Origin of the sequence: Massilia sp. HP4 (genome assembly GCF_005222695.1) — a bacterium.
In the GTDB taxonomy this organism is placed as follows: domain Bacteria; phylum Pseudomonadota; class Gammaproteobacteria; order Burkholderiales; family Burkholderiaceae_D; genus Telluria.
Window position 1 is genome coordinate 142,175 of record NZ_STGG01000057.1, and the last position, 24,697, is coordinate 166,871.

Consider the following 24,697-nt stretch of genomic DNA (forward strand, 5'->3'; position numbering starts at 1 on the left):
TTTGTAATTTTGCTTCGTATGGTTCAGAATCACCAAGTTACTTGCCAGCCTACATTCAGAGGAATGTCATTTTGATCGTCTACGAATATCCTTTCAACGAGCGGATTCGCACGTTGTTGCGGCTGGAAGACCTCTACGAGAAATTCAAGTTCTTTGTGCATCAGGAACATCCGATGCAGCACCATGTCGCGCTTTCGACGATCTTCGACATGCTGGAAGTGGCCGGCCGCGCCGACCTGAAATCCGACCTGCTGCAGGAACTCGAACGACAGAAGCAATCGCTGCTGGCCTACCGCAGCAATCCCGCGGTCGCCGCCGACACCCTCGACGCCGTGCTGGCCGAACTGGACAAGGCCAGCAGCGCGCTGGTGGGAAGCCAGGGCAAGACCGGCCAGAACGTGCGCGAGAACGAATGGCTGATGAGCATCCGCGGCCGCACCATCATCCCGGGCGGCGCCTGCGAATTCGACCTGCCCTCCTATTACGCCTGGCAAAAGCGCCCGGCCGAACAGCGCCATGCCGACATCATGGGCTGGTTCGGCCCGCTCGCCCCGCTGCTCGAAGCGCTGGCCCTGGTGCTGCGCCTGCTGCGCAACTCGGGCGCGCCGGTCAAGATGTTCGCCTCGGCGGGCAGCTACCAGCAGATGTTACAGGGTAAAATCTACCAGATGCTGCGCCTGACCCTGGACGAGTCGATCGGGGCGATCCCCGAAATCTCGGCCAACAAGTATATGTTGTGGGTACGCTTCACCAGCCAGGACGGCGATTGCAAGCCGAAACCGCTCGAAGAAGACGTGCCGTTCGACCTGACCCTCTGTAATTTTTAAGCTGGACTGAAACCGCAATGACCGTCGTAGCCTGCCCCACCTGCAGCAAGGGAGTCGAATGGACCGAGGCGAACAAGTTTCGCCCGTTCTGCTCCGAACGCTGCAAGAAGATCGACCTGGGCGCCTGGGCCGAAGAGAAATTCGTGATCCCCGGCGCCGCACCAAGCGATGCGCTGGACGAAACGCCAGGCGACCGTTAAACGGCGATCCCGCTTGGCACCACCACCGGCTTGTTGCGCCGTCCATAGCGGTCCATGAACAGCCCTTCCAGCCCGATCTCGGGCTGGCGTCCCGACAGCAAATCCGCCAATACCCTTCCCGATCCGCACGACATGGTCCAGCCCAGCGTGCCGTGGCCCGTGTTCAGGAACAGGTTGCGGTACGGCGTCGGCCCGATCACCGGCGTGCCGTCCGGCGTCATCGGCCGCAGGCCGCACCAGAACGACGCCTTGCGCACGTCGCCGCCGTCAGGGAACAGATTGGTCACCGAGTGTTCGAGCGTGTCGCGCCGCGCCTGGTGCAGGCGCAGGTCGTAGCCGCACAGTTCGGCCGTGCCACCGACACGGATGCGGTCGCCCAGGCGCGTGATCGCCACCTTGTAGGTCTCGTCCATCACGGTCGATTCCGGCGCGCCCGACGGGTCGGTGATCGGCACCGTGATCGAATAGCCCTTGACCGGATAGACCGGGATGTGGATGCCGACCTGCCGCAGCATCAGCGGCGAATAGCTGCCCAGCGCCAGCACGAAGGCCTCGGATTTCAATTCGCCCTTGTCGGTGACGACACCGACCACGCGGTCGCCTTCCGTGTTCAGCCGCTCGATTTTCACTTCATGCCGGAACTTCACGCCCAGGCCCTTGGCCAGTTCCGCCAGCGCCTGCGTGAACTTGAAGCAGTCTCCCGTCTCGTCGTTCGGCAGCAAGAGCCCCCCCCAGGTAGTTGCCCGGCACGCGCGCCAGTGCCGGTTCGTACCGCGTGCAGCCAACCGGATCCAGTAATTTATAGGGCACGCCCGAACGCTCCAGCACCTCGGTATCGGTGTGCGCGCCATCGAGCTGCTTCTGGGTGCGAAACAGCTGCAAGGTTCCCTGGCTGCGTTCGTCGTAGGCGATGCCGGTATCCCGCCGCAGCTGGACCAGCACGTCCCGGCTGTACTCGGCCAGGCGCACCATGCGGCCCTTGTTGACCTGGTACCTGCGGGTATTGCAGTTGGCCAGCATCTGCAGGATCCAGCGCCATTGCTGCGGGTCGAGCTTCGGCCGGATCACGAGGGGGCTGTGGCGCATCCCCAGCCATTTGATGGCCTTCATCGGAACGCCCGGCCCGGCCCACGGCGTGGCATAGCCGGGCGAGATCTCGCCGGCGTTGCCGAAGCTGGTCTCCATCCCGGCGCCGCTCTGGCGGTCGATCACGGTGACGTCATGCCCGGCCCTGGCCAGGAAATACGCCGATGCGGTTCCGATGACGCCACTGCCGAGGATGATGACTTTCACACGCTCTCCTTAAGATTGACGATCCTGGTAACGATCCTGGTAACGCAGCCGGTCGAGCCATTCGAGCAGCGGGATGGTGGCCGGCAGCAGCGGGCTGACGCCGAACGCGCCCTGCCAGGCAAACGCCTGGCCCTCCAGGCTTTGCGGCTCCCCGATCCACGCGCGGCAGATGTAGAAATACAGGCGCACATGGGCGTGCTCGTACACGTGCTCGACGCAGCACCAGGCCTCGCCGCTCACGACCTGCACCCCGAGTTCTTCCATGAACTCGCGCTGCAGGGCCGCGAAGATGTCTTCGCCGGCTTCGACTTTCCCGCCCGGGAATTCCCAGTAGCCAGCATACGGCTTGCCGTCGGGGCGCTGGCCCAGCAGCACATCGCCGTCGGGCCGCATCAGGATGCCGACCGCAACGTCGACCGGCGGCTTGTTGGTAACTGGTTCAGTCATTCGATGCTTCATCCGGCAGCTTGCCGGCATAGTCCTTCGCGAATTGCCAGGCCACGCGGCCCGAGCGCGAACCGCGCTGCAGGGCCCACTGCAGGGCCTCGGGCCGCGCGGCCTCGATCTGCTGGGGCGTGCAGCCGAAGCTGGCCAGCCAGTGGCCGACGATGGCCAAATAGTCGTCCTGGCGGAACGGGTAGAACGACAACCACAAACCGAAACGCTCGGACAATGAAATCTTTTCCTCGACCGTCTCGCCCGGATGCAGGTCGCCGTCCTCGCCGTGGCGGTAGCTGGCGTTGTCCGACATCTTCTCGGGCAGCAGGTGGCGCCGGTTCGAGGTCGCGTAGATCAGGACGTTGTCCGACTGCGCCGTGATGCTGCCGTCGAGCGCCACCTTCAAGGCCTTGTAGCCGGCCTCGCCCTCTTCGAACGACAGGTCGTCGCAGAACACCACGAAGCGTTCGGGCCGGCCGGCGACCAGGTCGACGATGTCGGGCAGGTCGGCAAGATCGGCCTTGTCGACCTCGATCAGGCGCAGGCCCTGGTCGGCGAAGGCGTTCAGGCAGGCCTTGATCAGGGAAGACTTGCCGGTGCCGCGCGCGCCGGTGAGCAGCACGTTATTGGCGGGGCGATGCGCGACGAACTGGCGCGTGTTCTGCTCGATCTGGCGCTTTTGCGCTTCGACGTGGTGCAGGTCGCCCAGCGCGATGGTCGAGGCATGCAACACCGGCTGCAGGTAGTTGCCGCCGCCATTCGGGCGACGGCGCCAGCGGAAGGCGAAGCTGCGCTTCCAGTCGGGCTCGCGCGCGGTGGCCGGCGGCAGCACCGCCTCCAGGCGCTCGAGCAAGCCTTCGGCCCGGCGCAAAAACTGGTCGAGCGGCGTCATTCAGGAACGGTAGTCGGCGTTGATCGAGACGTAGTCGTGCGACAGGTCGCAGGTCCAGACCGTGGCGGTAGCGTCGCCGCGGGCCAGCTTGACGCGCACCGTGATCTCGGATTGCTTCATGATGCGCTGGCCGTCTTCTTCCTTGTAGTCCGGATTGCGGCCGCCCGCCTTGGCGACCCAGACGTCGTCCAGGTACAGGTCGAGCTTGGTCACGTCGAGGTCGTCTACGCCGGCATAGCCGACGGCGGCCAGGATGCGGCCCAGGTTCGGGTCGGAGGCGAAGAAGGCGGTCTTGACCAGCGGCGAGTGGGCGATCGCGTAGGCGATCTTGCGGCACTCGGCCACATCATTGCCTTCGTCGACGGTGATGGTCATGAACTTGGTCGCGCCTTCGCCGTCGCGGATGATCTGCTGCGCCAGGTTGCGCGAAATGTCGGTGACGGCTTCCTTCAAGGCTTCGTAGTCGGCGCCGCTGGCGCTGTCCACGACCAGGCCGCCGGTGCCGGTCGCGATCACGATGAAGGAATCGTTGGTCGAGGTGTCCCCATCGATGGTGATCGCGTTGAACGAACGGTCGGCCGCGTGCTTGACCAGTTCATCCAGCACCGGCTGGGCCACTTTGGCGTCGATCGCCAGGTAGCCGAGCATGGTCGCCATATTCGGCTTGATCATGCCGGCGCCCTTGCTGATGCCGGTCATTGTCACCTGGTGGCCGCCGATGGTGACGGTGCGCGAGGCAGCCTTTGGCTGGGTGTCGGTGGTCATGATCGCCTCGGCGGCGTTGAACCAGTTGTCAAGCTTCAGGCTCGTGGCGGCGGCAGGCAGGCCGGCCAGCAGCTTGGCCATCGGCAGCTGTTCCAGGATCACGCCGGTCGAGAATGGCAGCACCTGCTGCGCGTCGATGCCCAGCAGTTTCGCCACTTCGGCGCAGGTGGCGTTGGCATTGGCCAGGCCCTGCTCGCCGGTGCCGGCGTTGGCGTTACCGGTGTTGACCACCAGCGCGCGGATCGGCGCGCCGCCGTTCTTCACGGCCTGCAGATTGGCCTTGCTGACCTGCACCGGCGCCGCGCAGAAGCGGTTCAGGGTGAACACGCCGGAGACGGTCGCGCCCTCGGCCAGCTTCATGATCAGGATGTCCTTGCGGTTCGGCTTCTTGATGCCGGCTTCGGCAAAGCCGATCTCGACACCGTTGACGGGCTTCAGGTCGGCGGCGACTGGCAGGGGGGAATTGACGGCCATGGTGATCTCGTTGGAAAAATTGTCGAATACGTTATTGTAACGCCAGCGTCCCGACGACGCTGCGAGGTTTCTATTACGCGGAAAAAATGAAAACGGCCGGGTCGCCCCGGCCGTTTTTACATGCACACTACGCGCCGGCTTACGCCAGCTTCCCGTGGCACTGCTTGAACTTCTTGCCGCTGCCGCAAGGGCATGGATCGTTGCGGCCGACCTTCACGCCCATATAGCTGCTGTGGTCTTCGGCCGACACGGCTTCGCCCGCACCGCTGCGGTTCGGGTTCGGATTGAGCAGTTCCTCGGGCGCCGCCGACGGATTGAAGTCGGCGTGCTGGTAGTTGACGTTTTCGAGCTGCGCGGCCTGGGCCGCCATCGCCGCCTCGGCTGCCTCGACTTCTTCGCGCGACTGGATGCGCACGGTCATCACGGTGCGGATCACTTCGTTCTTGATCAGGTCGAGCATGCTGCTGAACAGCTGGAACGCTTCGCGCTTGTATTCCTGCTTCGGGTTCTTCTGCGCATAGCCGCGCAGGTGGATGCCCTGGCGCAGGTGGTCCAGCGCCGCGAGGTGTTCGCGCCAGTGGGTATCCACGCTTTGCAGCATGACGTTGCGCTCGAAGCCGCCGAACGATTCCTTGCCCACCACGCCGACCTTGCTGCCGTACGCGGCGTCGGCCGCGGCCAGCACGCGCTCGAGGATGTCGTCGTCGTTCAGGTTCGGTTCATCTTGCAGCATCTGCTGCAGCGGCACGTCCAGGCTCCACTCGGACGACAGCGTGCTTTCGAGCGTCTTGACGTCCCACTGTTCCTCGACCGATTCGGCCGGCACATAGTCGCGCACAAGGTCGGTGAACACGCCCACGCGCAGCGAATTGATCATCTCGCTGATGTCGGTCGATTCCAGCAGCTCGTTACGCTGGGTGTAGATCACCTTGCGCTGGTCGTTGGCGACGTCGTCGTACTCGAGCAGCTGCTTGCGGATGTCGAAGTTGCGGGCCTCGACCTTGCGCTGGGCCGACTCGATCGAGCGCGACACGATGCCCGCTTCGATCGGTTCGCCTTCCGGCATCTTGAGGCGGTCCATGATGGCGCGCACGCGGTCGCCGGCGAAGATACGCAGCAGCGCATCATCGAGGCACAGGTAGAAGCGCGAGGAACCCGGGTCGCCCTGGCGGCCCGAACGGCCGCGCAGCTGGTTGTCGACCCGGCGCGATTCGTGGCGCTCGGTGCCGATGATGTGCAGGCCGCCGGCATTGACCACGTGGTCGTGCAGCGATTGCCATTCGTCGCGCAGCTTCTGCGACTGGGCCGCCTTGTCGGCATCAAGCAGGTTGGCATCGGCTTCGATCAGCTGGATCTGCTTGCCGACATTGCCGCCCAGGACGATGTCGGTACCGCGGCCAGCCATATTGGTGGCGATGGTGATCATCTTCGGCCGGCCGGCCTGGGCGATGATCTCGGCCTCGCGGGCGTGCTGTTTCGCGTTCAGGACGTTGTGCTGCAGGCCGGCCTTGGTCAGGATCCCGGACAGCATCTCGGAGTTCTCGATCGAGGTGGTGCCCACCAGTACCGGCTGGCCGCGCTCGTAGCAGTCGCGGATGTCGTTCAACATCGCGTTGTACTTTTCTTCGGACGTCTTGTAGACCTGGTCCTGGCGATCCTTGCGCTGCGACGGGCGGTTCGGCGGCACGACCACGGTTTCCAGGCTGTAGATTTCCTGGAATTCGAACGCTTCGGTGTCGGCGGTGCCGGTCATGCCCGCCAGCTTGGCGTACATGCGGAAGTAGTTCTGGAAGGTGATCGAGGCCAGGGTCTGGTTCTCGTTCTGGATCCGCACGCCCTCTTTCGCCTCGACCGCCTGGTGCAGGCCGTCCGACCAGCGGCGGCCCGTCATCAGGCGGCCGGTGAATTCGTCGACGATCACGACTTCATTGTTCTGCACCACGTAGTGCTGGTCCTTGTGGTACAGGACGTGGGCGCGCAGCGCCGCATACAGGTGGTGGATCAGGGTGATGTTGGCGGCGTCGTACAGCGAGGCGCCTTCGGGCAGCAGGCCCATCTCGGTCAGGATCGCCTCGGCGTGCTCGTGGCCCGATTCGGTCAGCAGCACGGTGTGCGCTTTCTCGTCCTTCAGGTAGTCGCCCGGGACTTCGATCTTGCCCTTGCCATCCGGGGTTTCCTCGCCGATCTGCTGGACCAGCTTGGGCGGCAGTTCGTTCAGGCGGTGGTACAGGTCGGTGTGGTTCTCGGCCTGGCCCGAAATGATCAGCGGCGTACGCGCTTCGTCGATCAGGATCGAGTCGACCTCGTCGACTACCGAGAAATTCAGCCCGCGCTGCACGCGTTCGCGCGCATCGTAGACCATATTGTCGCGCAGGTAGTCGAAGCCGAATTCGTTATTGGTGCCGTAGGTGATGTCGGAACCGTAGGCCTTCTGCTTGCTGTCGTGGTCGAGCTGCGACAGGTTGACGCCGGTGGTCAGGCCCAGCCAGCCGTACAGCTGGCCCATCTGCTCCGCATCGCGCTGGGCCAGGTAATCATTGACGGTAATGACGTGCACGCCCTTGCCCGACAAGCCGTTCAGGTAGACCGGCAGGGTCGCCATCAGGGTTTTACCCTCGCCGGTGCCCATCTCGGCGATCTTACCTTGGTGCAAGACCATACCGCCGATCAGCTGCACGTCGAAGTGACGCATCTTGAGCACACGCTTGGCCGCTTCGCGGCAGACGGCGAAGGCCTCGGGCAGGATGTCGTCCAGGGACTGGCCCTTGGCCAGGCGGTCCTTGAATTCAGGCGTCTTCGCTTGCAGCTCGGCATCCGAGAGCTTTTCCATTTCTGGCTCGAGCGCGTTAATCTGACGCACGGTCTTTTGATATTGCTTGAGCAGACGCGAGTTGCGGCTGCCGAAAATCTGGGTCAGGAATGACATGCTATGTTCTAGAAAAATACGCCGCAAAAAGAAGCCAAGATGATATCAAAGCGATAAGCACCAAAGACCGCGTTAGGCAAATAACCATTGATTTTATCATGCGCGCCAGGCACGCACTTGGGGACTGGTGCACAGATAACAAGGTTTTTCTGCTAGGAATCCTTCATTTAGATGCCTTTGGGAACGACTCAGGGAACAATAACTCCAGGTCGGTCCCTACCCGGCCCCACAGGACAGTAGCGTCATGATAGAGGAACAGCACCTCGTCGTCGCTGCCCGGGACCAGCATCAACTCCCGCAGTTGCGCCACTTCATGCGGGTCCAGGCGCACCAGCGTATTGGTCGACACGTACACCACCTCGCGGTGGTAGCGGGCGAACATCGGCGCCCCCATATAGCCGAAGGAATCGGAAAATATCACCAGGCGCGGACCGAGTCCGGGCGCGCTGTTGACGTAGCGGCCGACCACGGCCAGCTTTTCCATGACCGGCTTGACCTCGGGGAAGCAGTCCGGGCCGAAGCACGGCGTGATGGTGGTGCCGCTGAAGTCCGGTTCGTCGGCCATGCTCTCGTGCCGGATGCCGGTGAACAGATAGTCGACGTCGGATGAGCGCACCTTGGCCGACAGCGGGATCGGCGTGCCGGCATCCTCGCCGCGATTCCAGAAATGGCGCTCGGTCAGCGCGGCGACCGCGCCGGCGCCCGATGCGCCCCAATGGAAGTTCGCTTTCGGGAAGAACTCGACGCGGTCGCGCATGGCCCACACCTCGCTCAGCGGGAAGTAGATGCGGGCGCGCGCCTCGGGAGGCAGATCGGGCGCCGCCAGCAGGCCGCGCAGCGGCACCGCGTCCGGCTTGCAGCGCTCGGACTGCCACGGCAGCATCTCGTCGCTGTAGACGACCGGGCCGGATGGCGTGATGAGCATCCGCGCCGGGATGCCGCGCGCCTTGAACACCTCGTCGAACTGCCTGAACTCCCTGACGATGCGCGGCCCATCGTCGAATTGCCAGCCGCAGGCGATCAGCGCGGTGTACGGCGCGCCCAGGCCGCGATCGTTGTGCGCGGCCAGGAAGATGCGGTCGCCGCGCCCCGCCATCATCTGGTTGGTGGGGAAGCGCTTGAACAGGTCGTGGCGCAGGCGCGCGTAGGACTCCACCATCTTGTCGCGCCAGCCGAAATGGTCGTTGCTCCAGGCTTCGGCCCTGGCTGGCCAGGCAAGCGCCTCGTCCACATTGGCCGGCACGCCGGGGGCCGGCGCCAGGACCCGCTGTTCGGTCGTTCCGGCATCGGGCCGCAGCAGCGTCACCATCAACGGCAGCGCCAGGAAACCGAGGATGACGACCCTGGCCGCGTACTTGCCTGGTAAAAAAGCGTTCATGGCTCAGAACCGGAAATAGAGGAAGGGATTATAGGTTCCGCTCGCGAGCGCGCAGGCACACAAGGCGACGCTGGCCGCAGCCAGCGGCAAGTAGCGCCAGCGGCCAAGGCTGTAGCGGCGCACGAAACCGCCCGGCGCATGGCCGGTCGGCAGCAGCGCGCCCATCAGGCCGATGGCGATGGCGGTCAGTTCGAGCGACGCGATCTCGGCCTGCCATGGGTGGCCGAGCGGATTGGCGCTGGCGCCGGCCAGCGCAGTGAAATAGGTCAGCGCCGAATCGGCATCCGGCGCCCGGAACCACACCCAGCCCAGCATCACCAGCACCAGGGTCCAGGCCTGGGCCAGCACGCGCGGCAGGCGGTCCAGGCCCCTATGCAGGCCCATGCGCTCGACGATCAGCCAGGCGCCATGCCAGCAACCCCAGATCACGAAGGTCCAGGCCGCGCCATGCCACAGGCCGCACAGCAGGAACACGAGGCCCAGATTGATATAGGTGCGCAGCGGGCCGCGCCGATTGCCGCCGAGCGGGATGTACAGGTAGTCGCGGAACCAGGTCGACAGGCTGATGTGCCAGCGCTGCCAGAATTCGGTCATCGAGCGCGCCGAATACGGGCGGTCGAAGTTGGGTGGGAAGGAAAAGCCCAGCATATGGGCCAGGCCGATCGCCATATTCGAGTAGCCGCAGAAGTCATAATAGATCTGCAAGGTGTAGCACAGCAGGCCGAGCCAGGCCGTGGGGGCCGACAGGTCGGCGTGCACGGCATCGAACAGGCGATCGGCCGGCAGCGCCAGGGTATTGGCGATCAGGACTTTTTGCGCCAGGCCGAGGGCGAAGATCTGGAAGCCGGCCAGCATGCGCTCATTGGTGATCGTGCGCTTGCCCATCTCGCCCGCGATCTGGCGGTAGCGCACGATCGGGCCGGCGATCAGCTGCGGGAACAGGGCTTTATAGGTCGCGAAGCGCAAGAAGCTGGACTGGGCCGTGACTTCGCCCCGGTAGACGTCGACCAGGTAGGAGATGCCCTGGAAGGTAAAGAAGGAAATCCCGAGCGGCAGGGTGATGTGCGGCACCGGGAAATCGGCGGCGGTGGCGGTCCGAACAGCCTGGGCCAGGAAGCCGGCGTACTTGAACCAGGCCAGCAGGGCCAGGTTGACCGTCACGCCGGCCGCCAGCCAGGCCCTGGCACGGTCGCGGTCGCGCGCGATCGCCATGCCGGCGCCGTAGTTGAGCAGCGCCGACAGCATCAGCAGCAGCACGAAGCCCGGCTCGCCCCAGGCATAGAAGACCAGGCTGCCCAGCAGCAGGATGGCGTTCTTCCAGGGCAGCAGGTAATACAGCGCCAAAAAGACCGGGAGGAAAAAGAACAGGAAGACGATGGAGGAGAAAAGCATCTGGATGGGCGCGCATGGACGACAGCGACGCGCCATCGATTCAACCTGCGCCGTATTGTAGGAACTATATTACTGAAAGACAAGTTGAGACATCGACGACGTGGCGCGCCCGGCGGCTACGCGACGCATTCGTTATCAGTCCGGCATTGCAAACCGCCCCCACTGTGGTATGGTCCCGGAAATGTCGTCCCTTCCTCTCAACCGGCCCTTCCACATCTTCGGCACCAGTACCCGGAAGACGTCGCACGCCGCTACCGATTTCCTGCGCGCCAACGACCGCATGGCCAGCCTGCTGCCGGCGGTGGGCCGCATGGCGCGCCTGCAGGCCGATTGCGCGGCGGCGCTGCCGGCCATCTTCCATAACTGCGATGTGCTGTCGTTCCAGGAAGGGGTGCTGATCCTGGCCGTGCCCAGTTCGGCGCTGGCGGCCCGGCTCAAGCAGCTGCTGCCCAAGCTGCAGGCGACGCTGGTCGGGCGCGGCTGGCAGGTGGAATCGACGCGGATCAAACTGCAGGTCACGCGCGCCCTGCCCGACCGGCCCGAGATGCGCACGCTCGAACTGCCGCCGCGCGCGGTGCAGGCTTTCGAGGAACTGGCCGAATCGCTGCCCGAGACCAAGCAGAATCGCGACCTGGTGGCGGCGCTCAGGGCGCTGGCGGCGAAGAGGAAATAAGCGCGGGCGCGCGGATCAGCTCTGCGCCCACTCCCGCGTCATTTGCCGCACATACGACGGCGGCGCCGTGCCCAGCTCGTCGAAGGTCACGATCTCATATGAATCAGGCTGGGCCAGCAGCGCGCGCAGCAGGTCGTTATTGAGCGCATGCCCCGATTTGTGCGCCGTATAGCTGGCCAGCAGCGGATGGCCGACCAGGTACAGGTCGCCGATCGCGTCCAGGATCTTGTGACGCACGAATTCGTCGTCGTAGCGCAGGCCGTCAGTGTTCAGGATACGGTATTCGTCCATCACGATCGCGTTCTCGAACGAGCCGCCGCGCGCCAGGCCCATGCCGCGCAGGCTTTCGACGTCTTGCATGAAGCCGAAGGTACGCGCGCGCGCCACGTCGCGCACATAGGTGATGTCGCCGAAGTCGACGGTCGCGCGCTGCATGGTGCCGTCCACCGCCGGGTGGTTGAATTCGATGAAGAAGTCGAGCTTGTAGCCGTTGTGCGGCGACAGGCGCGCCCATTTCTCGCTGGCGCCCGAGCCCTGGCGCACTTCGACGTCTTTCAGCACGCGGATGAATTTGCGCAGCGACGATTGCTCTTGAACGCCGGCCTGCTGCAGCAGGAACACGAAGGACGATGCCGAGCCGTCCATGATCGGGATCTCTTCGGCGGTGACGTCGATGACCAGGTTGTCGATCCCGAGGCCGGCGCAGGCCGACATCACGTGCTCGACGGTCGAGACGCGGGCATTGTCCTTGATCAGCACCGAGGCCATGCGGGTGTCGCCGACCACGTCGGCCGAGCTCGGGATGGCCACGATCGGGTCCAGGTCGACGCGGCGGAACACGATGCCGGTGTCGGGCGCGGCCGGGCGCAGGGTCAGTTCGACCTTGCGGCCGGAGTGCAGGCCGACACCCGTGGTGCGGACCAGTTCCTTGATGGTTCGTTGTTTCAGCATGCGCCGATTATAGCCCAGCGTGTATCCGGACGCTGCGTGGACGCTGGCGCCTCCCTCGATTGGCCGGACCACGGTGGTGGACAAGCGACACAGGTGTTGGTCTAACTACGGATGTTCGGCTTCGGTATGGTCTTTTTCGTGGCGAATCAGATACAAGCCGCTGCCGATGATGATGGCCGCGCCGATCAGGGTCCAGCTGTCGGGCAGCGCGCGCCACAGCAGCCAGTCCAGGCCCACACCCCAGGCCAGGGCCGAGTACTCGAACGGCGCCACGCTCGACGCCTCGCCGCGCGAAAACGCTTCGGTGATGGCTAGTTGGCCGATGAAGCCCGACACCGCCAGGCCGCACAGCAGCGGGATCTCGGCGGCCGGTATCGGCACCCAGCCCGGCGCCGCCAGCAGGCCGGCGCCGAGCGCGATGAAGACGATCAGCCAGAACACCGTGTGTTCGCTGCGGTCGGTGCGCGCCAGCACCCGCACCGTGATCGCCGACACCGCATAGCAGGCGGCGGCCGCCAGCACCGACAGGCCGCCGATGGTGAGAAAACCGGCGCCGCTCGGGCGCAGCACCACCAGCACCCCGCCCAGCCCGACGCCGATCGCGACCCAGCGCGCCAGGTTGACGCGCTCCTTCAACAGCAGCACCGACATCGCGGTGATCAGGGCCGGCGCGATGAAGAAGATCGAATAGGCCTCGGCCAGCGACAGCTTCTTGAGGCCGAAGGCGAACAGGGCCAGCATCAGGATGCCGAGCACCCCGCGCAGCACGTGCATCGGCCAGCGCACCTGGAACATGCCCTTGAAGGCGCCGCGCCAGGCCACGTAGGCGGCAATCAGCGGCAGCGAACAGATGGCCCGCAACGCCGCCACCTGCAGCGCCGGATAGCGCGCCGCCAGCAGCTTCATCGCCGTGTCCATCAGGGCGAACATGAAGACGGCGAGCAGCATCGCATAGATGCTATACAGGTTTCCGGATGGGCGCTTCACGACAGGCTTTCTGATCGGTTATGGGAACAAAAACGGCGCCGCAGCGCCGTTCATGGATGGCAGGCCGGGCGAAGGTCAGCCGAGCTTCTTGAGCATCGATTCGGCGCTCGAGGCGTCGATGCCCTTGGCGTCGATGTCCAGGGTCTTGACCACGCCATCCTCGACCAGCATCGAATAGCGCTTCGAGCGCGTGCCCATGCCGTGCGCCGAGAAATCGTTGTCCAGGCCCAGCGCCCGGGTGAAGGTGGCGTTACCGTCGGCCATCATGCGCACGATGCCGGTGGCCTTCTGGTCGCGGCCCCAGGCGCCCATCACGAAGGCGTCGTTGACCGAGATGCACCAGATTTCGTCGACGCCCTTGGCGCGGATCTCGTCGGCGTGCTTGACGAAGCCCGGCACGTGCTGCACCGAGCAGCCCGGGGTGAAGGCGCCCGGCAGGCCGAAGATCACGATCTTCTTGCCCTTCACCAGATCCGCCACCTGGAAGGTGTTCGGGCCCAGGCTGCAGCCTTCGGTTTCGTTCTCGATGAATTCCGCGAGGGTGCCTTCCGGCAGGCGCTCGCCGATCTGGATGCTCATATGTGCTCCTGTTGATGTTTTGTGAATCTTGCCATTATCGCTGATCCGGGTCGAGCGTGCTGGTCCCAGGCCTCGAGAAACAAAAAGGCCAGCTTGCGCTGGCCTCTTGCTTGCAACGACCCTGCCGGCTTAATCGGCCTGCTTGCGCAGGAAGGCAGGAATATCGTAGGTCTCGACGCCATTGCGCTGCATCGCCTGCACCTGCTCCGATGCCTGCTCGCGGCGCCACACGGCCGGCTGCTTCATGCCGCCCAGTGCGTCGGCGCTGGCCTTGCCCGCGGTCAGGCCGCCGGCCACCGCCGCCGCGCCCTGCATCACCGGCGCATCGTAGGTGCCGGTGCGCAGCTGCTGCTGCGGCTGGACCAGCTGGATCGACTTCTTGTTCTTGCCCAGGCCCGTCGCGACCACGGTCACGCGGATCTCGTCGCCCATTGCGTCGTCGTAGGCGATGCCCTGGGCGATCGAGGCGTCCGGCGCCGCGAAGGCGCGCACGGCGGCCATGACTTCCTTGATCTCCTTGCCTTTCAGGCCACGGCTGGCGGTCACATTGACCAGCACGCCCTTGGCGCCCGACAGGTCGATGCCGTCCAGCAGCGGCGAAGCCACGGCCTGTTCGGCCGCGATGCGCGCGCGATCGACGCCGGCGGCGGTCGCGGTGCCCATCATGGCCTTGCCCTGCTCGCCCATGATGGTCTTGACGTCGTTGAAGTCGACGTTGATATGGCCCGGCACGTTGATGATCTCGGCAATGCCGGCCACCGCGTTGTTGAGCACATCGTCGGCGTGCTGCATCCAGTCGAGCATCGATTCGTCTTCGTAGATGTCTTCCAGTTTTTCATTGAGGATGACGATCAGGGAGTCGACGTGCTTGGTCAGTTCTTCGAGGCCTTCCTCGGCCACGTCCATGCACTTCTGGCCTTCGTACGAGAACGGCTTGGAGACCACGGCCACGGTCAGCGCGCCCATGGTCTTGGCCACTTCGGCCACGATCGGCGCGGCGCCGGTGCCGGTGCCGCCGCCCATGCCGGCGGCGATGAAGACCATGTGCGCGCCGCGCAGGGCATCTTCGATGCGCGAGCGCGACTGCTCGGCCAGCTGGCGGCCGACCTCGGGACGCATGCCTGCGCCCAGGCCCGAATCGCCGATCTGGATGATGTTGTTGGCGCTCGAAACCGCCAGCGCCTGCGCGTCCGTGTTTGCGGCGATGAACTCGACACCGGACACACCTTTATTGATCATGTGCTGGACCGCGTTGCCGCCGGCGCCGCCGACGCCAACGACCTTGATCACGGTTCCCAGTGCTGCGTTATCGACCATATCGAACTCCATGATGAACTCCCTATTCTCAGAATGCGGTTCCGGGGAAGAGGCCTTGGCGTTGCTGGTTCGCTGCCTCAAACCGGACACTGCGATTGTATGTAAAAACTTGTAATCCGTGATGAATTTTCGTTACCTAAATTGTTACCAAGTGCTTTATTTGTGGCTGATTCAGAAGTTCCCAGCGATCCACTCCTTCATTCGTTGCCAAACTGCCTTCACTGATCCGTCCTGGCGCGTGACGATGTGTCCACGCAGGTACTGCTTCTTCGCTTCGAGCAGCAGGCCAAGCACCGTCGCATAGCGCGGGCTGCGCACCACGTCGGCCAGCTGGCCGCGATAGTCCGGCGTGCCAAGGCGCGCGGGCTTGAGGAAGATGTCTTCCGCCATCTCGATCATGCCCGGCATGATCGAGCTGCCGCCTGTCAGCACGATGCCCGAGGACAGCACGCCTTCGTAGCCCGATTCGCGCACGGCCTGGTGGACCATGGCGAACAGTTCTTCCACCCGGGGCTCGATCACGGCTGCAAGGGCCTGGCGCGACAATGCGCGTGGGCCGCGGTCGCCGAGACCTGGCACTTCGAGTGTCTCGCCCGGATCGGCCAATACCTGCTTGGCCACGCCGTAGCGGATCTTGATGTCCTCCGCCTCGCCGGTCGGCGTGCGCAAGGCCATTGCGATGTCACTGGTGATCTGGTCGCCGGCGATCGGGATGACCGCCGTGTGGCGGATCGCGCCGTCCGAGAACACCGCGATGTCGGTGGTGCCGCCGCCGATGTCGATCAGGACCACGCCCAGTTCTTTTTCGTCGACCGTCAGCACCGCGTCGGCGGACGCCATCGGCTGCAGGATCAGGTCCGAGACCTCGAGCCCGCAACGGCGCACGCACTTTACAATATTTTGTACCGCGGATACCGCACCGGTGACAATGTGCACCCGTACTTCCAGTCGAATGCCGCTCATGCCGATCGGCTCGCGCACGTCTTCCTGGTTGTCGACGATGAATTCCTGCGGCACCGTATGCAGCAATTGCTGGTCGGTCGGGATGTTGACCGCCTTCGCGGTCTCGATCACGCGCGCCACGTCGGTGGCCGTCACTTCCTTGTCCTTGATCGCCACCATCCCGCTCGAATTGAACGAGCGGATATGGCTGCCGGCGATGCCAGCGTAGACGTTGCGGATCTTGCAGTCCGCCATCAGCTCGGCTTCTTCGAGCGCGCGCTGGATCGATTCGACCGTGGCCTCGATATTGACGACCACGCCCTTCTTCAATCCTTTCGACTCGTGCTGACCCAGCCCGATCACCTCGTGGCGTCCGTCGGACATCACCTCGGCGACCACGGCCACCACCTTGGAGGTGCCGATGTCGAGGCCGACGATCAGGTTTTTCGCGTCTTTTGTCATTGCTGTTCGCCTGCTCAGATTTGCTTGGTTGTTTTATTGGGTGTTGCTTGCTTGCTTGATTCTTTTGGCTTCTTGGCCGCCTTGACCGGCTTGGTCGCATCCGCCGGCACCGTGAGTGCCGCCGACGACAAGGCCAGCCCGTTCGGATAGCGCATATCGATGGTATCGATACGGCCCTCCTGCAGCCGGGCCACCAGCTGCGGATAGACGCCGACCAGGCGCTGCACGCGACGGCGCAGCGTGTTGCGGTCCTGCTCGCGCCCCAGTGCGACGCTCATGCCGTTGTCCAGCTTCACGGTCCAGGCATACCGGTTCGACAGCGACAGCTCCTGCGGCACCAGCTCCACCTGCGCGAACGCCGTACGCAGTTCGTTGAAACGGGCCAGTACTTCCTTCTCGCTGCCGACCGGGCCATCGAAGGCCGGCAGCGCCTGCTCGTCCTCGGTCTCGGCCACGTTGGCGGTGAACACATCGCCCTTCACCGACAGCAGGCGGCCATCCTCTCCCCAGGTGCCCAGGGCCTCGTGTTCCTCGACCTCGACCACCAGCGCATTGGGCCACTCGCGGCGCACCGTGGCGCGCCGGACCCAGGGCACGGTCTCGAAGGTGGCGCGCACCTGCTCCAGGTTCGCGGTGAAGAAGTTGCCGCGAATCTTGCCCAGCACGCCGTTGCGCACCGTCAGCTCGTTCACGTGCTTCAACTCGATCCCGTACATGCTCTCCACCGTCACCGAGCCGATCGAAAACATCGGGCGCTGCGACAGCCACCACACGCCCGAGATCAAGGCGGCGAGCACCGTCAGCGCCGTCAGGAAACTGGCGGTCGAGTTGAGGGCGCGGACGTCATGCCACATCTGTTCTTATCCTTTTGCCTTCTGGCCCATCTTGAGCCGCGCCGAGCGCAGGATCTCGACGCACAGGTCTTCGTAGCCGATGCCGACCGCGCGCGCCGCCATTGGCACCAGCGAATGGGTCGTCATGCCGGGCGAGGTATTCACCTCCAGCAGGAACGGACGCATATCGCTTTCGCGCACCAGCACGTCGACCCGGCCCCAGCCCTCGCAACCCAGGGCGCGGTAGGCGTTCACCGCGTGACGCTGGATCTCGTGGGTGAGTTCATCCGGCAACGGCGCCGGGCAGTGGTACACCGTGTCGTCGGTGAAGTACTTGTTCTGGTAGTCGTACTTGCCCTCCGGCGCCACGATCTCGACGATCGGCAGGGCGCGGGCGGCAGGGCCCTGCCCCAGCACGGCGACGGTGAACTCGCGGCCGGTGACGAATTCCTCGGCCAGCACCGACTCGTCCATGCTGGTCACCAGTGCCACCGCTTCCTTCAATTGGTCGGCCTGGGTCACCTTGGTGATGCCGATGCTCGAGCCTTCGAGCGGCGGCTTGACGATCAACGGCAGGCCGAGTTCGGCCACCACCGCGTCCAGGTCCGTGTTGGCGTCGATGGTCACGTAGCGCGGGGTCGGCACGTTCTCTTGCAGCCAGATCTTCTTGGTGGTGATCTTGTCCATGCCGACGCTGGACGCCATCACGCCGCTGCCGGTGTAGGGAATGCCGAGCAGCTCGAGGGCGCCCTGCAGGCTGCCGTCTTCGCCGAAACGGCCGTGCAGCGCGATGAACACGCGGTCGAATTGTTGCGCGGCCAGCTCGGCCAGGCTTTGCGTGCCCGGGTCGAAGGCATGGGCGTCGATGCCGCGGCCCTGGAGCGCGGCCAGCACGCCGGCGCCGGAAATGAGCGAGATCTCGCGTTCGGCGGAGCGTCCGCCGAACAGCACGCCAACCTTGCCGAAAGCCGCTGCGTCAGGGATAGGAGTGGTCACGATTCAGCCTTTTGCGTTGGTCAGTTGGTTCGGAATGCCGCTGATCGAGCCGGCGCCCATGGTCAGCACGACGTCGCCGTCGCGCGCCACATTCAGGATGGCGGCCGGCATGTCGGCGATCGCTTCCACGAAAATCGGCTCGGTCTTGCCGGCGGTGCGCAGCGCGCGCGCCAGCGCGCGGCCGTCGGCGGCCACGATCGGCGCCTCGCCGGCCGGGTATACCTCGGCCAGCAGCAGCACGTCCGGCGTGGCCAGCACTTTCACGAAATCCTCGAACAGGTCGCGCGTGCGGCTGAACCGGTGCGGCTGGAAGGCCAGCACCAGGCGCCGGCCCGGGTAGGCGGCGCGCGCGGCGGCCAGGGTCACCTCGGTCTCGACCGGGTGGTGGCCGAAGTCGTCGACCAGGGTAAAGCTGCCGCCGGCGGCCAGCGGCACCTCGCCGTAGCGGGTGAAGCGGCGGCCGACACCGCGAAATTCCAGCAGCCCCTGGGCGGTGGCGGCATCCTCGACGCCGATCTCGCGCGCGATCGCGATCGCCGAGCAGGCATTCAAGACATTGTGCATGCCGGGCTGGTTCAGCACGAACTTGGTGTCCGGATAGCCTTCCTGGCGCACCGTGAAGTGCATCTGCGTGCCTTCGGCATAGGCGTCCAGCGCGCGCACTTCGGCTTCCTCCGAGAAGCCATAGGTGGTGACCGGCTTGGTCACCTGCGGCAGGATCGAACGCACATGCGGGTCGTCGATGCACAGCATCGCGCGGCCGTAGAACGGCATGCGGTGCGTGAAATTCACGAACGCGGCCTTCAATTTCTCGAAGTCGTGTTCGTAGGTGTCCATGTGGTCGGCGTCGATATTGGTGATCACTTCGATCATCGGCGACAGGTTCAGGAACGAAGCGTCCGACTCGTCGGCTTCGGCCACGATGTAGTCGCCGCTGCCCAGGGCGGCGTTGGCGCCGGCCGCGGTCAGGCGACCGCCGATCACGAACGTGGGATCCAGGCCGCCGGCAGCCAGCACCGACGCCACCAGGCTGGTGGTGGTGGTCTTGCCATGGGTGCCGGCAATGGCGATGCCGCGCTTTAAGCGCATCAGCTCACCCAGCATGATTGCGCGTGGGACGATCGGCGTCTTGTTGGCGCGGGCGGCGACGACTTCGGGGTTCGCCTCGTTGACGGCGGTCGAGGTCACGACCACGTCGGCGCCGCTGACGTTATCGGCCTGGTGGCCGAGGTGCACCGTGGCGCCCAGGTCGGCCAGGCGCTGGGTGGCGGCATTGCTGCCCAGGTCCGAGCCCGACACCTGGTAGCCGAGATTGAGCAGCACCTCGGCGATGCCGCTCATGCCGCTGCCGCCGATGCCCACGAAGTGAATGTTCTTGATCTTGTGTTTCATTAAACCTGCCCTGCCAGTTTTTCGAGTTCGCGCGCGATCGCCTCGTTGGCGTCGCGCTTGCCCACGCCATGCGCCGCCTCGGCCATCGCCAGGCAACGCGCGCGCGTCGTGTCTTGCAGCAGGCTTGCCAGCCGCTGCGGATTCAGTTCGCCTTGCGGCAAGTGGGTCGCCGCACCCTGCTTGTCCATCCATACCGCGTTGTCGCGCTGATGGCTGGTGGTGCTGGCAACGAAAGGCACCAGCACGCTGGCCACGCCGGCCGCGGTCAGCTCGGACACCGTGATCGCGCCGGCGCGGCAGATCACCAGGTCGGCGTTCGCATAGGCGGCGGCCATGTCATCAATGAAGTCGACCACGTTGGCGTCGACGCCAGCCTGCACATAGGCGGCGCGCAGCGCATCGATATTCTTCTTGCCCGACTGGTGGGTCACGATCGGCCGCACGGCCGGGTCGATCAGGGCCAGCGCCGCCGGCACGCTGTCGTTCAGGACTTTTGCGCCCAGGCTGCCGCCGACCACCAGCACGCGCAGCGGACCGCTGCGGCCGGCGAAGCGTGCGGCAGGCAGGGGCAGGTCGAGGATCTGCTGGCGCACCGGGTTGCCGGTGACCACCGCTTTATCCGCCGCCTTGCCGGCGTCAAGCGGGAAGCCGCACAGCACCCGCTGCGCTAACGGCGCGAGGGTCTTGTTCGACAACAGCAGCGCGGCGTCGGCGTTCACCAGGGCCAGCGGGATACCGCGCGAACGCGCCATCATCCCGCCCGGCACCGTGACGTAGCCGCCCATGCCCAGCACCACGTCGGGACGACGCGCGCCCAGGTAACGGCGGCAGGTAATGAAGCTCGCCGCCATCTTGAACGCGCCCTTGACCGTGTGCGCCAGCCCCTTGCCGCGCAGGCCGGCGAAGTCGATCGTGTCCATCGGGATGCCGGCCTTCGGCACCAGTTCCGTTTCCATGCCGTGGGCGGTGCCCAGCCAGCTCACTTCCCAGCCCCGCGCGCGCATGGTCTGCGCGATCGCGATGCCGGGGAAGATGTGGCCGCCGGTGCCGGCCGCCATGATCATCAAGCGCCTGGTCATGTCCGTCCTCCACGCATCCGCACCCGGTTCTCGTAGTCGATCCGCAGCAGGATCGCCAGGCCGATGCAGTTGAACATGACGCCCGAGCCGCCAAAGCTCATCAGCGGCAAGGTCAGGCCCTTGGTCGGCAAGAGGCCCAGGTTCACGCCCATATTGATGAAGGTCTGCACGCCGATCCAGATGCCGATGCCCTTCGCGGCCAGGCCGGCGAAGGTCTGGTCCAGGGCGATCGCCTGGCGGCCGATGTCGAAGGCACGCTTGACCAGCCAGTAGAACATGGCCACCACCACCAGCACGCCGACCAGGCCCAGCTCTTCGCCGATCACGGCCATGATGAAGTCGGTGTGCGCTTCGGGCAGGTAGTGCAGCTTCTCGACCGAGGCGCCCAGGCCCACGCCGAAGAATTCGCCGCGCCCGAAGGCGATCAGCGAGTGCGTCAATTGATAGGCCTTGTCCAGCGCATTGCCCTCTTCCCATGGGTCGAGGTAGGCGAACATGCGCGCGCGGCGGAATGGCGACAGCGCGATGATCGCGCTGAAGATCACCACCAGCAGCGCGCCGATGCCGCCGAACCAGACGATGTTGATCCCGCCCAGGAACAGGATGCCCATGGCGATGCAGACGATCACGCCGAAGGCGCCCAGGTCGGGCTCGAGCAGCAGCAAGGCGCCGACCAGGCCGATCGCGACCATCATCGGGAAGAAGCCCTTGGTCAGCTTGTGCATGTATTCCTGCTTGCGCACCGTGAAGTCGGCGGCGTACAGCACCACCGCGATCTTCATGATCTCGGACGGCTGCAGGTTCATGACCTTGAGCGACAGCCAGCGCCGCGCGCCATTGACCGACACGCCCACGCCGGGGATCAGCACCAGCACCAGCAGCACCAGGGTGCCGATGAACATCATCGGCGCATATTTCTGCCATACCGCGATCGGAATCCGGAACACGACCGCGGCGGCCGCCATCGACACGATGATGTACATCGCCTGGCGGTACAGGAAGTATTCGTTGCGGTCTTCCAGATAGCGGAACTTGGGCGAATCGGGCAGCGCGATCGAGGCCGAATACACCATCACCATCCCGAGCAGCATCAGCAGCACGGTGACCCAGACCAGCGGCTGGTCGTAGTCCATCATCTTCGACGGCTTGCTGCGGCCGTCGACCGTGGCGTCGCTGGCAGAGCCGGAAAACTTGAAGGGAAGCTGGAAGGCCATCAGATCTCCTGTCCCTTGTCGAGCGCGATGTCGCGCACGGCGTCGACGAACACCTGGGCGCGGTGCGCATAGTTCGTGAACATATCCAGGCTGGCGCAGGCCGGCGACAGCAGCACGGCGTCGCCCGGACGCGCGAGACCGGCAGCGCGGCGCACCGCCTGCGGCAAGTCGTCCAGGTCGAAGGCCGGCACGCCGGTCGGCTCGATCGCGGCCCTGACCGACGGCGCGTCGCGGCCGATCAGCAGCACGGCGCGCACGTAGTTGGCCACCGGCTGCGCCAGCGGCGCGAAGTCCTGGCCCTTGCCGTCGCCGCCGGCGATCAACAGGATCTGCTGGTCGGCGCCGCCGAAGGCCTTGCCCAGGCCCAGCAGGGCGGCCACGGTGGCGCCGACATTGGTGCCCTTGCTGTCGTCGTAGTAGTCGACGCCGTCGATGGTGGCGACCAGTTCCACCCGGTGCGGTTCGCCCGCGTACTCGCGCAGGCCGTGCAGCAGCGGCGCCAGCGGCAGGTCGCAGGCGCGGCACAGGGCCAGCGCGGCCAGCGCGTTCGCCGCATTGTGCAGGCCGCGGATTTTCAGGGCGTCGGCCGGCATCAGGCGGTTGACGATCGCATCGACCGGCTCGGCAACCTCGCCTGGAAGGGCCTCCATGCGGCCCTTCCTGCGTTTCTTCTCGATTTCCTCTCCCGGCACGGCATTGGCGAGCCACAGCACGCCGCGCTCTTCGAGCAGGCCGAAGCTGTTGGCGTCCACCGGCGCATCCAGGCCGAAGGTGAACGACGGCGATTCGACTGCCGCCATGCGCATCACGCGCGCATCGTCGCGGTTCAGCACGCGGATGGTAGCGGCGCCGAAAATGCGCGCCTTGTCGGCCGCATACGCGTCCATGCTGCCGTGCCAGTCCAGGTGGTCCTGGCTCAGGTTCAGCACCGTGGCGGCATCGGCCTGCAGGCTGAAGGTCGTATGCAACTGGAAGCTCGACAGTTCCAGCACCCAGGCCTGCGGCAGTTCATTCGCATCGATCGTTTCGCGCAGCACGTCCAGCGCCGCCGGGCTGATATTGCCGGCCACGCGCGTCGTCAAACCCGCGCGGCGGCACAGCAGGCCGGTCATGCTGGTCACCGTGGTCTTGCCGTTGGTGCCGGTGATCGCGATGACTTTCGGCGTGTAGCCGCTCGTCTCGCGCAGATGGGCCAGCGCCTGGGCGAACAGCTCGATCTCGCCCCACACCGGCACACGGCGCTCGGCGGCGGCCGGGATGATCTCGGCCAGCTCGCGGTTCGGCGCCAGGCCGGGGCTGACGGCGACGAAGTCGACGCCGTCGAGCAGCGCGGCAGTGAAATCGCCCGCGACGAATTCGGCATCCGCGACGGCGGCACGCAATGCCGGCAGGCGTGCCGGCTCGGCCCGCGTATCGGCCACGCGCACGCGCGCGCCGGCCCGCGCCAGCCAGTGCGCCATCGCCAGCCCGGATTCGCCCAGGCCCAGTACCAATGCGTGTTTGCCGTCGTAGTTCATCAGCGCAGTTTCAGCGTCGAGAGGCCGACCAGGATCAGCACCATGGTCACGATCCAGAAGCGGACCACGACCTTGGTCTCCTTCCAGCCCTTTTGTTCGAAATGGTGGTGCAGCGGCGCCATCAGGAATACGCGGCGCCCGGTGCCGTAGCGCTTCTTGGTGTACTTGAACCAGCTGACCTGGATGATCACCGACAGGGTCTCGGCCACGAAAATGCCGCCCATGATGAACAACACGATTTCCTGGCGCACGATGACGGCGATGGTGCCGAGCGCGCCGCCCAGCGCCAGCGCGCCGACGTCGCCCATGAACATCTGGGCCGGGTGCGCGTTGAACCACAGGAAGGCCAGGCCGGCGCCGGCCATCGCGCCGCAGAAGATCAGGAGTTCGCCCGCGCCCGGGATATACGGGATCAGCAGGTATTTCGAGAACGTCACGCTGCCGGTGAGATAGGCGAACAGGCCCAGGGCGCCGCCCACCATCACGGTCGGCATGATGGCCAGGCCATCGAGGCCGTCGGTGAAATTGACCGCGTTGGACGAGCCGACGATCACGCAATAGGTCAGCGCGATGAAGCCCCACACGCCCAGCGGATAGCTGATGGTCTTGAAGAAGGGGACGATCAGGTCGGCCTTGGGCGGCAGGTCCATCGAGAAGCCCGACTGCACCCAGGCGTAGAACAGTCCCACAGCTTCCCATGGCGAGGCGGCCGACAGCGCGAACGCCAGATACAGCGCCGAGGTGATGCCGACCAGCGACATCCAGAAGTATTTCTCGCCCGAGCGCATGCCTTCCGGGTCTTTATAGACGACCTTGCGGTAGTCGTCGACCCAGCCCACGGCGCCGAAGCCGAAGGTCACCACCAGCACCGGCCAGATCAGGCGGTTCGACAGGTCGCACCACAGCAGCGTCGAGACGCCGATCGCGATCAGCACCAGCACGCCGCCCATGGTCGGGGTGCCGTGCTTGGTCAGGTGGCTTTGCGGACCGTAGGTGCGCACCGCCTGGCCGACCTTCAGTTCGGTCAGCTTGCGGATGACGATCGGACCGGCGACCAGGCCGATCGTGATGGCGGTGATGGTGGCGAACACCGCGCGGAACGTGATGTAGTTGAACACGCGCAGCGGACCGATATAGTCCTGGAAGTATTGTGCGAGCCAGAGAAGCATA

The 24,697-nt window shown here is 65.2% G+C and carries 21 protein-coding genes and 1 pseudogene; 3 read left to right on the forward strand and 19 right to left on the reverse strand.

Annotation, left to right across the window (positions count from 1 at the left end):
- Positions 1-71: 71 nt before the first annotated feature.
- Both zapD and E8M83_RS21405 read left to right on the forward strand, forming a co-directional pair.
- Entirely contained in the window at positions 72-827 is a 756-nt protein-coding gene (gene zapD, locus E8M83_RS21400; protein WP_137175374.1) for a cell division protein ZapD, read from the forward strand.
- A gap of 17 nt (positions 828-844) precedes the next feature.
- Positions 845-1,027: a DNA gyrase inhibitor YacG gene (locus E8M83_RS21405; protein WP_137175375.1), complete on the forward strand. Its 183-nt coding sequence runs from the start codon at positions 845-847 to the stop codon at positions 1,025-1,027.
- On the opposite strand, the pseudogene E8M83_RS21410 reads toward E8M83_RS21405, so the two are convergent.
- From E8M83_RS21410 to E8M83_RS21440, 7 genes and pseudogenes are all read right to left on the reverse strand, one after another.
- A pseudogene (locus E8M83_RS21410) lies at positions 1,024-2,320 on the reverse strand (D-amino acid dehydrogenase). The gene E8M83_RS21405 and the pseudogene E8M83_RS21410 sit on opposite strands and share 4 nt — an antisense overlap.
- Before the next feature lie 9 nt (positions 2,321-2,329).
- Entirely contained in the window at positions 2,330-2,767 is a 438-nt protein-coding gene (locus tag E8M83_RS21415) for an NUDIX domain-containing protein (RefSeq protein ID WP_137175376.1), read from the reverse strand.
- Positions 2,760-3,650 carry an ATP-binding protein gene (locus E8M83_RS21420; RefSeq protein ID WP_137175377.1) on the reverse strand — a complete coding sequence of 297 codons (891 nt, stop codon included), beginning with the start codon at positions 3,648-3,650 and terminating at the stop codon, positions 2,760-2,762. Before E8M83_RS21420 ends, E8M83_RS21415 begins: the two co-directional genes overlap by 8 nt.
- On the reverse strand, positions 3,651-4,889 hold the full coding sequence (gene argJ, locus E8M83_RS21425) for a bifunctional glutamate N-acetyltransferase/amino-acid acetyltransferase ArgJ (RefSeq protein WP_137175378.1): 1,239 nt from the start codon (positions 4,887-4,889) through the stop codon (positions 3,651-3,653).
- A gap of 139 nt (positions 4,890-5,028) precedes the next feature.
- A complete protein-coding gene (gene secA / locus E8M83_RS21430) occupies positions 5,029-7,815 on the reverse strand; it encodes a preprotein translocase subunit SecA (protein WP_137175379.1) in 2,787 nt (928 codons plus the stop codon).
- Between the two features lie 163 nt (positions 7,816-7,978).
- A complete protein-coding gene (locus E8M83_RS21435) occupies positions 7,979-9,193 on the reverse strand; it encodes a hypothetical protein (protein ID WP_137175380.1) in 1,215 nt (404 codons plus the stop codon).
- Between the two features lie 3 nt (positions 9,194-9,196).
- The gene (locus tag E8M83_RS21440) at positions 9,197-10,585 is read right to left on the reverse strand and encodes an MBOAT family protein (RefSeq protein WP_137175381.1); all 1,389 of its coding nucleotides are present in this window, start codon (positions 10,583-10,585) and stop codon (positions 9,197-9,199) included.
- 181 nt (positions 10,586-10,766) lie between these two features.
- Between E8M83_RS21440 and E8M83_RS21445 the strand changes: the two genes are divergently transcribed.
- Positions 10,767-11,258 (forward strand): DciA family protein, encoded by a 492-nt coding sequence (locus tag E8M83_RS21445; RefSeq protein WP_137175382.1) that lies wholly within the window; start codon positions 10,767-10,769, stop codon positions 11,256-11,258.
- Positions 11,259-11,273: 15 nt separating this feature from the next.
- Here the strand turns inward: E8M83_RS21445 and lpxC are convergent, their stop codons facing one another.
- The 12 genes from lpxC to mraY form a co-directional block, all read right to left on the reverse strand.
- Positions 11,274-12,209, reverse strand: a complete 936-nt coding sequence (gene lpxC, locus E8M83_RS21450) for a UDP-3-O-acyl-N-acetylglucosamine deacetylase (RefSeq protein WP_137175383.1) — start codon at positions 12,207-12,209, stop codon at positions 11,274-11,276.
- Positions 12,210-12,314: 105 nt separating this feature from the next.
- Positions 12,315-13,157 (reverse strand): DMT family transporter, encoded by an 843-nt coding sequence (locus tag E8M83_RS21455; RefSeq protein ID WP_137175538.1) that lies wholly within the window; start codon positions 13,155-13,157, stop codon positions 12,315-12,317.
- Positions 13,158-13,271: 114 nt separating this feature from the next.
- Positions 13,272-13,775, reverse strand: a complete 504-nt coding sequence (locus E8M83_RS21460; RefSeq protein ID WP_137175384.1) for a peroxiredoxin — start codon at positions 13,773-13,775, stop codon at positions 13,272-13,274.
- A gap of 129 nt (positions 13,776-13,904) precedes the next feature.
- A complete protein-coding gene (gene ftsZ / locus E8M83_RS21465) occupies positions 13,905-15,104 on the reverse strand; it encodes a cell division protein FtsZ (RefSeq protein WP_137175385.1) in 1,200 nt (399 codons plus the stop codon).
- Between the two features lie 159 nt (positions 15,105-15,263).
- Positions 15,264-16,496 (reverse strand): cell division protein FtsA, encoded by a 1,233-nt coding sequence (gene ftsA / locus E8M83_RS21470; RefSeq protein ID WP_005668243.1) that lies wholly within the window; start codon positions 16,494-16,496, stop codon positions 15,264-15,266.
- Positions 16,497-16,510: 14 nt separating this feature from the next.
- Positions 16,511-17,350: a cell division protein FtsQ/DivIB gene (locus E8M83_RS21475; RefSeq protein WP_137175386.1), complete on the reverse strand. Its 840-nt coding sequence runs from the start codon at positions 17,348-17,350 to the stop codon at positions 16,511-16,513.
- A gap of 6 nt (positions 17,351-17,356) precedes the next feature.
- On the reverse strand, positions 17,357-18,328 hold the full coding sequence (locus E8M83_RS21480; RefSeq protein WP_137175387.1) for a D-alanine--D-alanine ligase: 972 nt from the start codon (positions 18,326-18,328) through the stop codon (positions 17,357-17,359).
- Positions 18,329-19,717: a UDP-N-acetylmuramate--L-alanine ligase gene (murC, locus tag E8M83_RS21485; protein WP_137175388.1), complete on the reverse strand. Its 1,389-nt coding sequence runs from the start codon at positions 19,715-19,717 to the stop codon at positions 18,329-18,331.
- Positions 19,717-20,796, reverse strand: a complete 1,080-nt coding sequence (murG, locus tag E8M83_RS21490) for an undecaprenyldiphospho-muramoylpentapeptide beta-N-acetylglucosaminyltransferase (RefSeq protein WP_229491741.1) — start codon at positions 20,794-20,796, stop codon at positions 19,717-19,719. The genes murC and murG overlap by 1 nt, the downstream gene beginning before the upstream one ends.
- Complete coding sequence (gene ftsW, locus E8M83_RS21495) at positions 20,793-22,010, reverse strand: putative lipid II flippase FtsW (RefSeq protein WP_137175389.1); 1,218 nt, start codon at positions 22,008-22,010, stop codon at positions 20,793-20,795. The genes murG and ftsW overlap by 4 nt, the downstream gene beginning before the upstream one ends.
- Positions 22,010-23,527 (reverse strand): UDP-N-acetylmuramoyl-L-alanine--D-glutamate ligase, encoded by a 1,518-nt coding sequence (murD, locus tag E8M83_RS21500; protein ID WP_137175390.1) that lies wholly within the window; start codon positions 23,525-23,527, stop codon positions 22,010-22,012. Before murD ends, ftsW begins: the two co-directional genes overlap by 1 nt.
- Positions 23,527-24,696, reverse strand: coding sequence for a phospho-N-acetylmuramoyl-pentapeptide-transferase (gene mraY, locus E8M83_RS21505; protein WP_137175391.1), 1,170 nt, complete (start codon positions 24,694-24,696; stop codon positions 23,527-23,529). The genes murD and mraY overlap by 1 nt, the downstream gene beginning before the upstream one ends.
- Between the last annotated feature and the right edge of the window lies 1 nt (position 24,697).

Bases quoted from the DNA above. Each gene is read 5' to 3' on its own strand.
- ftsW (WP_137175389.1), bottom strand. From the start codon at position 22,010: ATGGCCTTCCAGCTTCCCTTCAAGTTTTCCGGCTCTGCCAGCGACGCC.
- E8M83_RS21445 (WP_137175382.1), top strand. From the start codon at position 10,767: ATGTCGTCCCTTCCTCTCAACCGGCCCTTCCACATCTTCGGCACCAGT.
- mraY (WP_137175391.1), bottom strand. From the start codon at position 24,696: ATGCTTCTCTGGCTCGCACAATACTTCCAGGACTATATCGGTCCGCTG.
- E8M83_RS21405 (WP_137175375.1), top strand. From the start codon at position 845: ATGACCGTCGTAGCCTGCCCCACCTGCAGCAAGGGAGTCGAATGGACC.
- E8M83_RS21440 (WP_137175381.1), bottom strand. From the start codon at position 10,585: ATGCTTTTCTCCTCCATCGTCTTCCTGTTCTTTTTCCTCCCGGTCTTT.
- E8M83_RS21475 (WP_137175386.1), bottom strand. From the start codon at position 17,350: ATGTGGCATGACGTCCGCGCCCTCAACTCGACCGCCAGTTTCCTGACG.
- E8M83_RS21420 (WP_137175377.1), bottom strand. From the start codon at position 3,650: ATGACGCCGCTCGACCAGTTTTTGCGCCGGGCCGAAGGCTTGCTCGAG.
- ftsZ (WP_137175385.1), bottom strand. From the start codon at position 15,104: ATGGAGTTCGATATGGTCGATAACGCAGCACTGGGAACCGTGATCAAG.
- murD (WP_137175390.1), bottom strand. From the start codon at position 23,527: ATGAACTACGACGGCAAACACGCATTGGTACTGGGCCTGGGCGAATCC.
- secA (WP_137175379.1), bottom strand. From the start codon at position 7,815: ATGTCATTCCTGACCCAGATTTTCGGCAGCCGCAACTCGCGTCTGCTC.
- murG (WP_229491741.1), bottom strand. From the start codon at position 20,796: ATGACCAGGCGCTTGATGATCATGGCGGCCGGCACCGGCGGCCACATC.
- E8M83_RS21435 (WP_137175380.1), bottom strand. From the start codon at position 9,193: ATGAACGCTTTTTTACCAGGCAAGTACGCGGCCAGGGTCGTCATCCTC.
- ftsA (WP_005668243.1), bottom strand. From the start codon at position 16,496: ATGACAAAAGACGCGAAAAACCTGATCGTCGGCCTCGACATCGGCACC.
- argJ (WP_137175378.1), bottom strand. From the start codon at position 4,889: ATGGCCGTCAATTCCCCCCTGCCAGTCGCCGCCGACCTGAAGCCCGTC.
- murC (WP_137175388.1), bottom strand. From the start codon at position 19,717: ATGAAACACAAGATCAAGAACATTCACTTCGTGGGCATCGGCGGCAGC.
- E8M83_RS21460 (WP_137175384.1), bottom strand. From the start codon at position 13,775: ATGAGCATCCAGATCGGCGAGCGCCTGCCGGAAGGCACCCTCGCGGAA.
- lpxC (WP_137175383.1), bottom strand. From the start codon at position 12,209: ATGCTGAAACAACGAACCATCAAGGAACTGGTCCGCACCACGGGTGTC.
- E8M83_RS21455 (WP_137175538.1), bottom strand. From the start codon at position 13,157: ATGCTGCTCGCCGTCTTCATGTTCGCCCTGATGGACACGGCGATGAAG.
- E8M83_RS21415 (WP_137175376.1), bottom strand. From the start codon at position 2,767: ATGACTGAACCAGTTACCAACAAGCCGCCGGTCGACGTTGCGGTCGGC.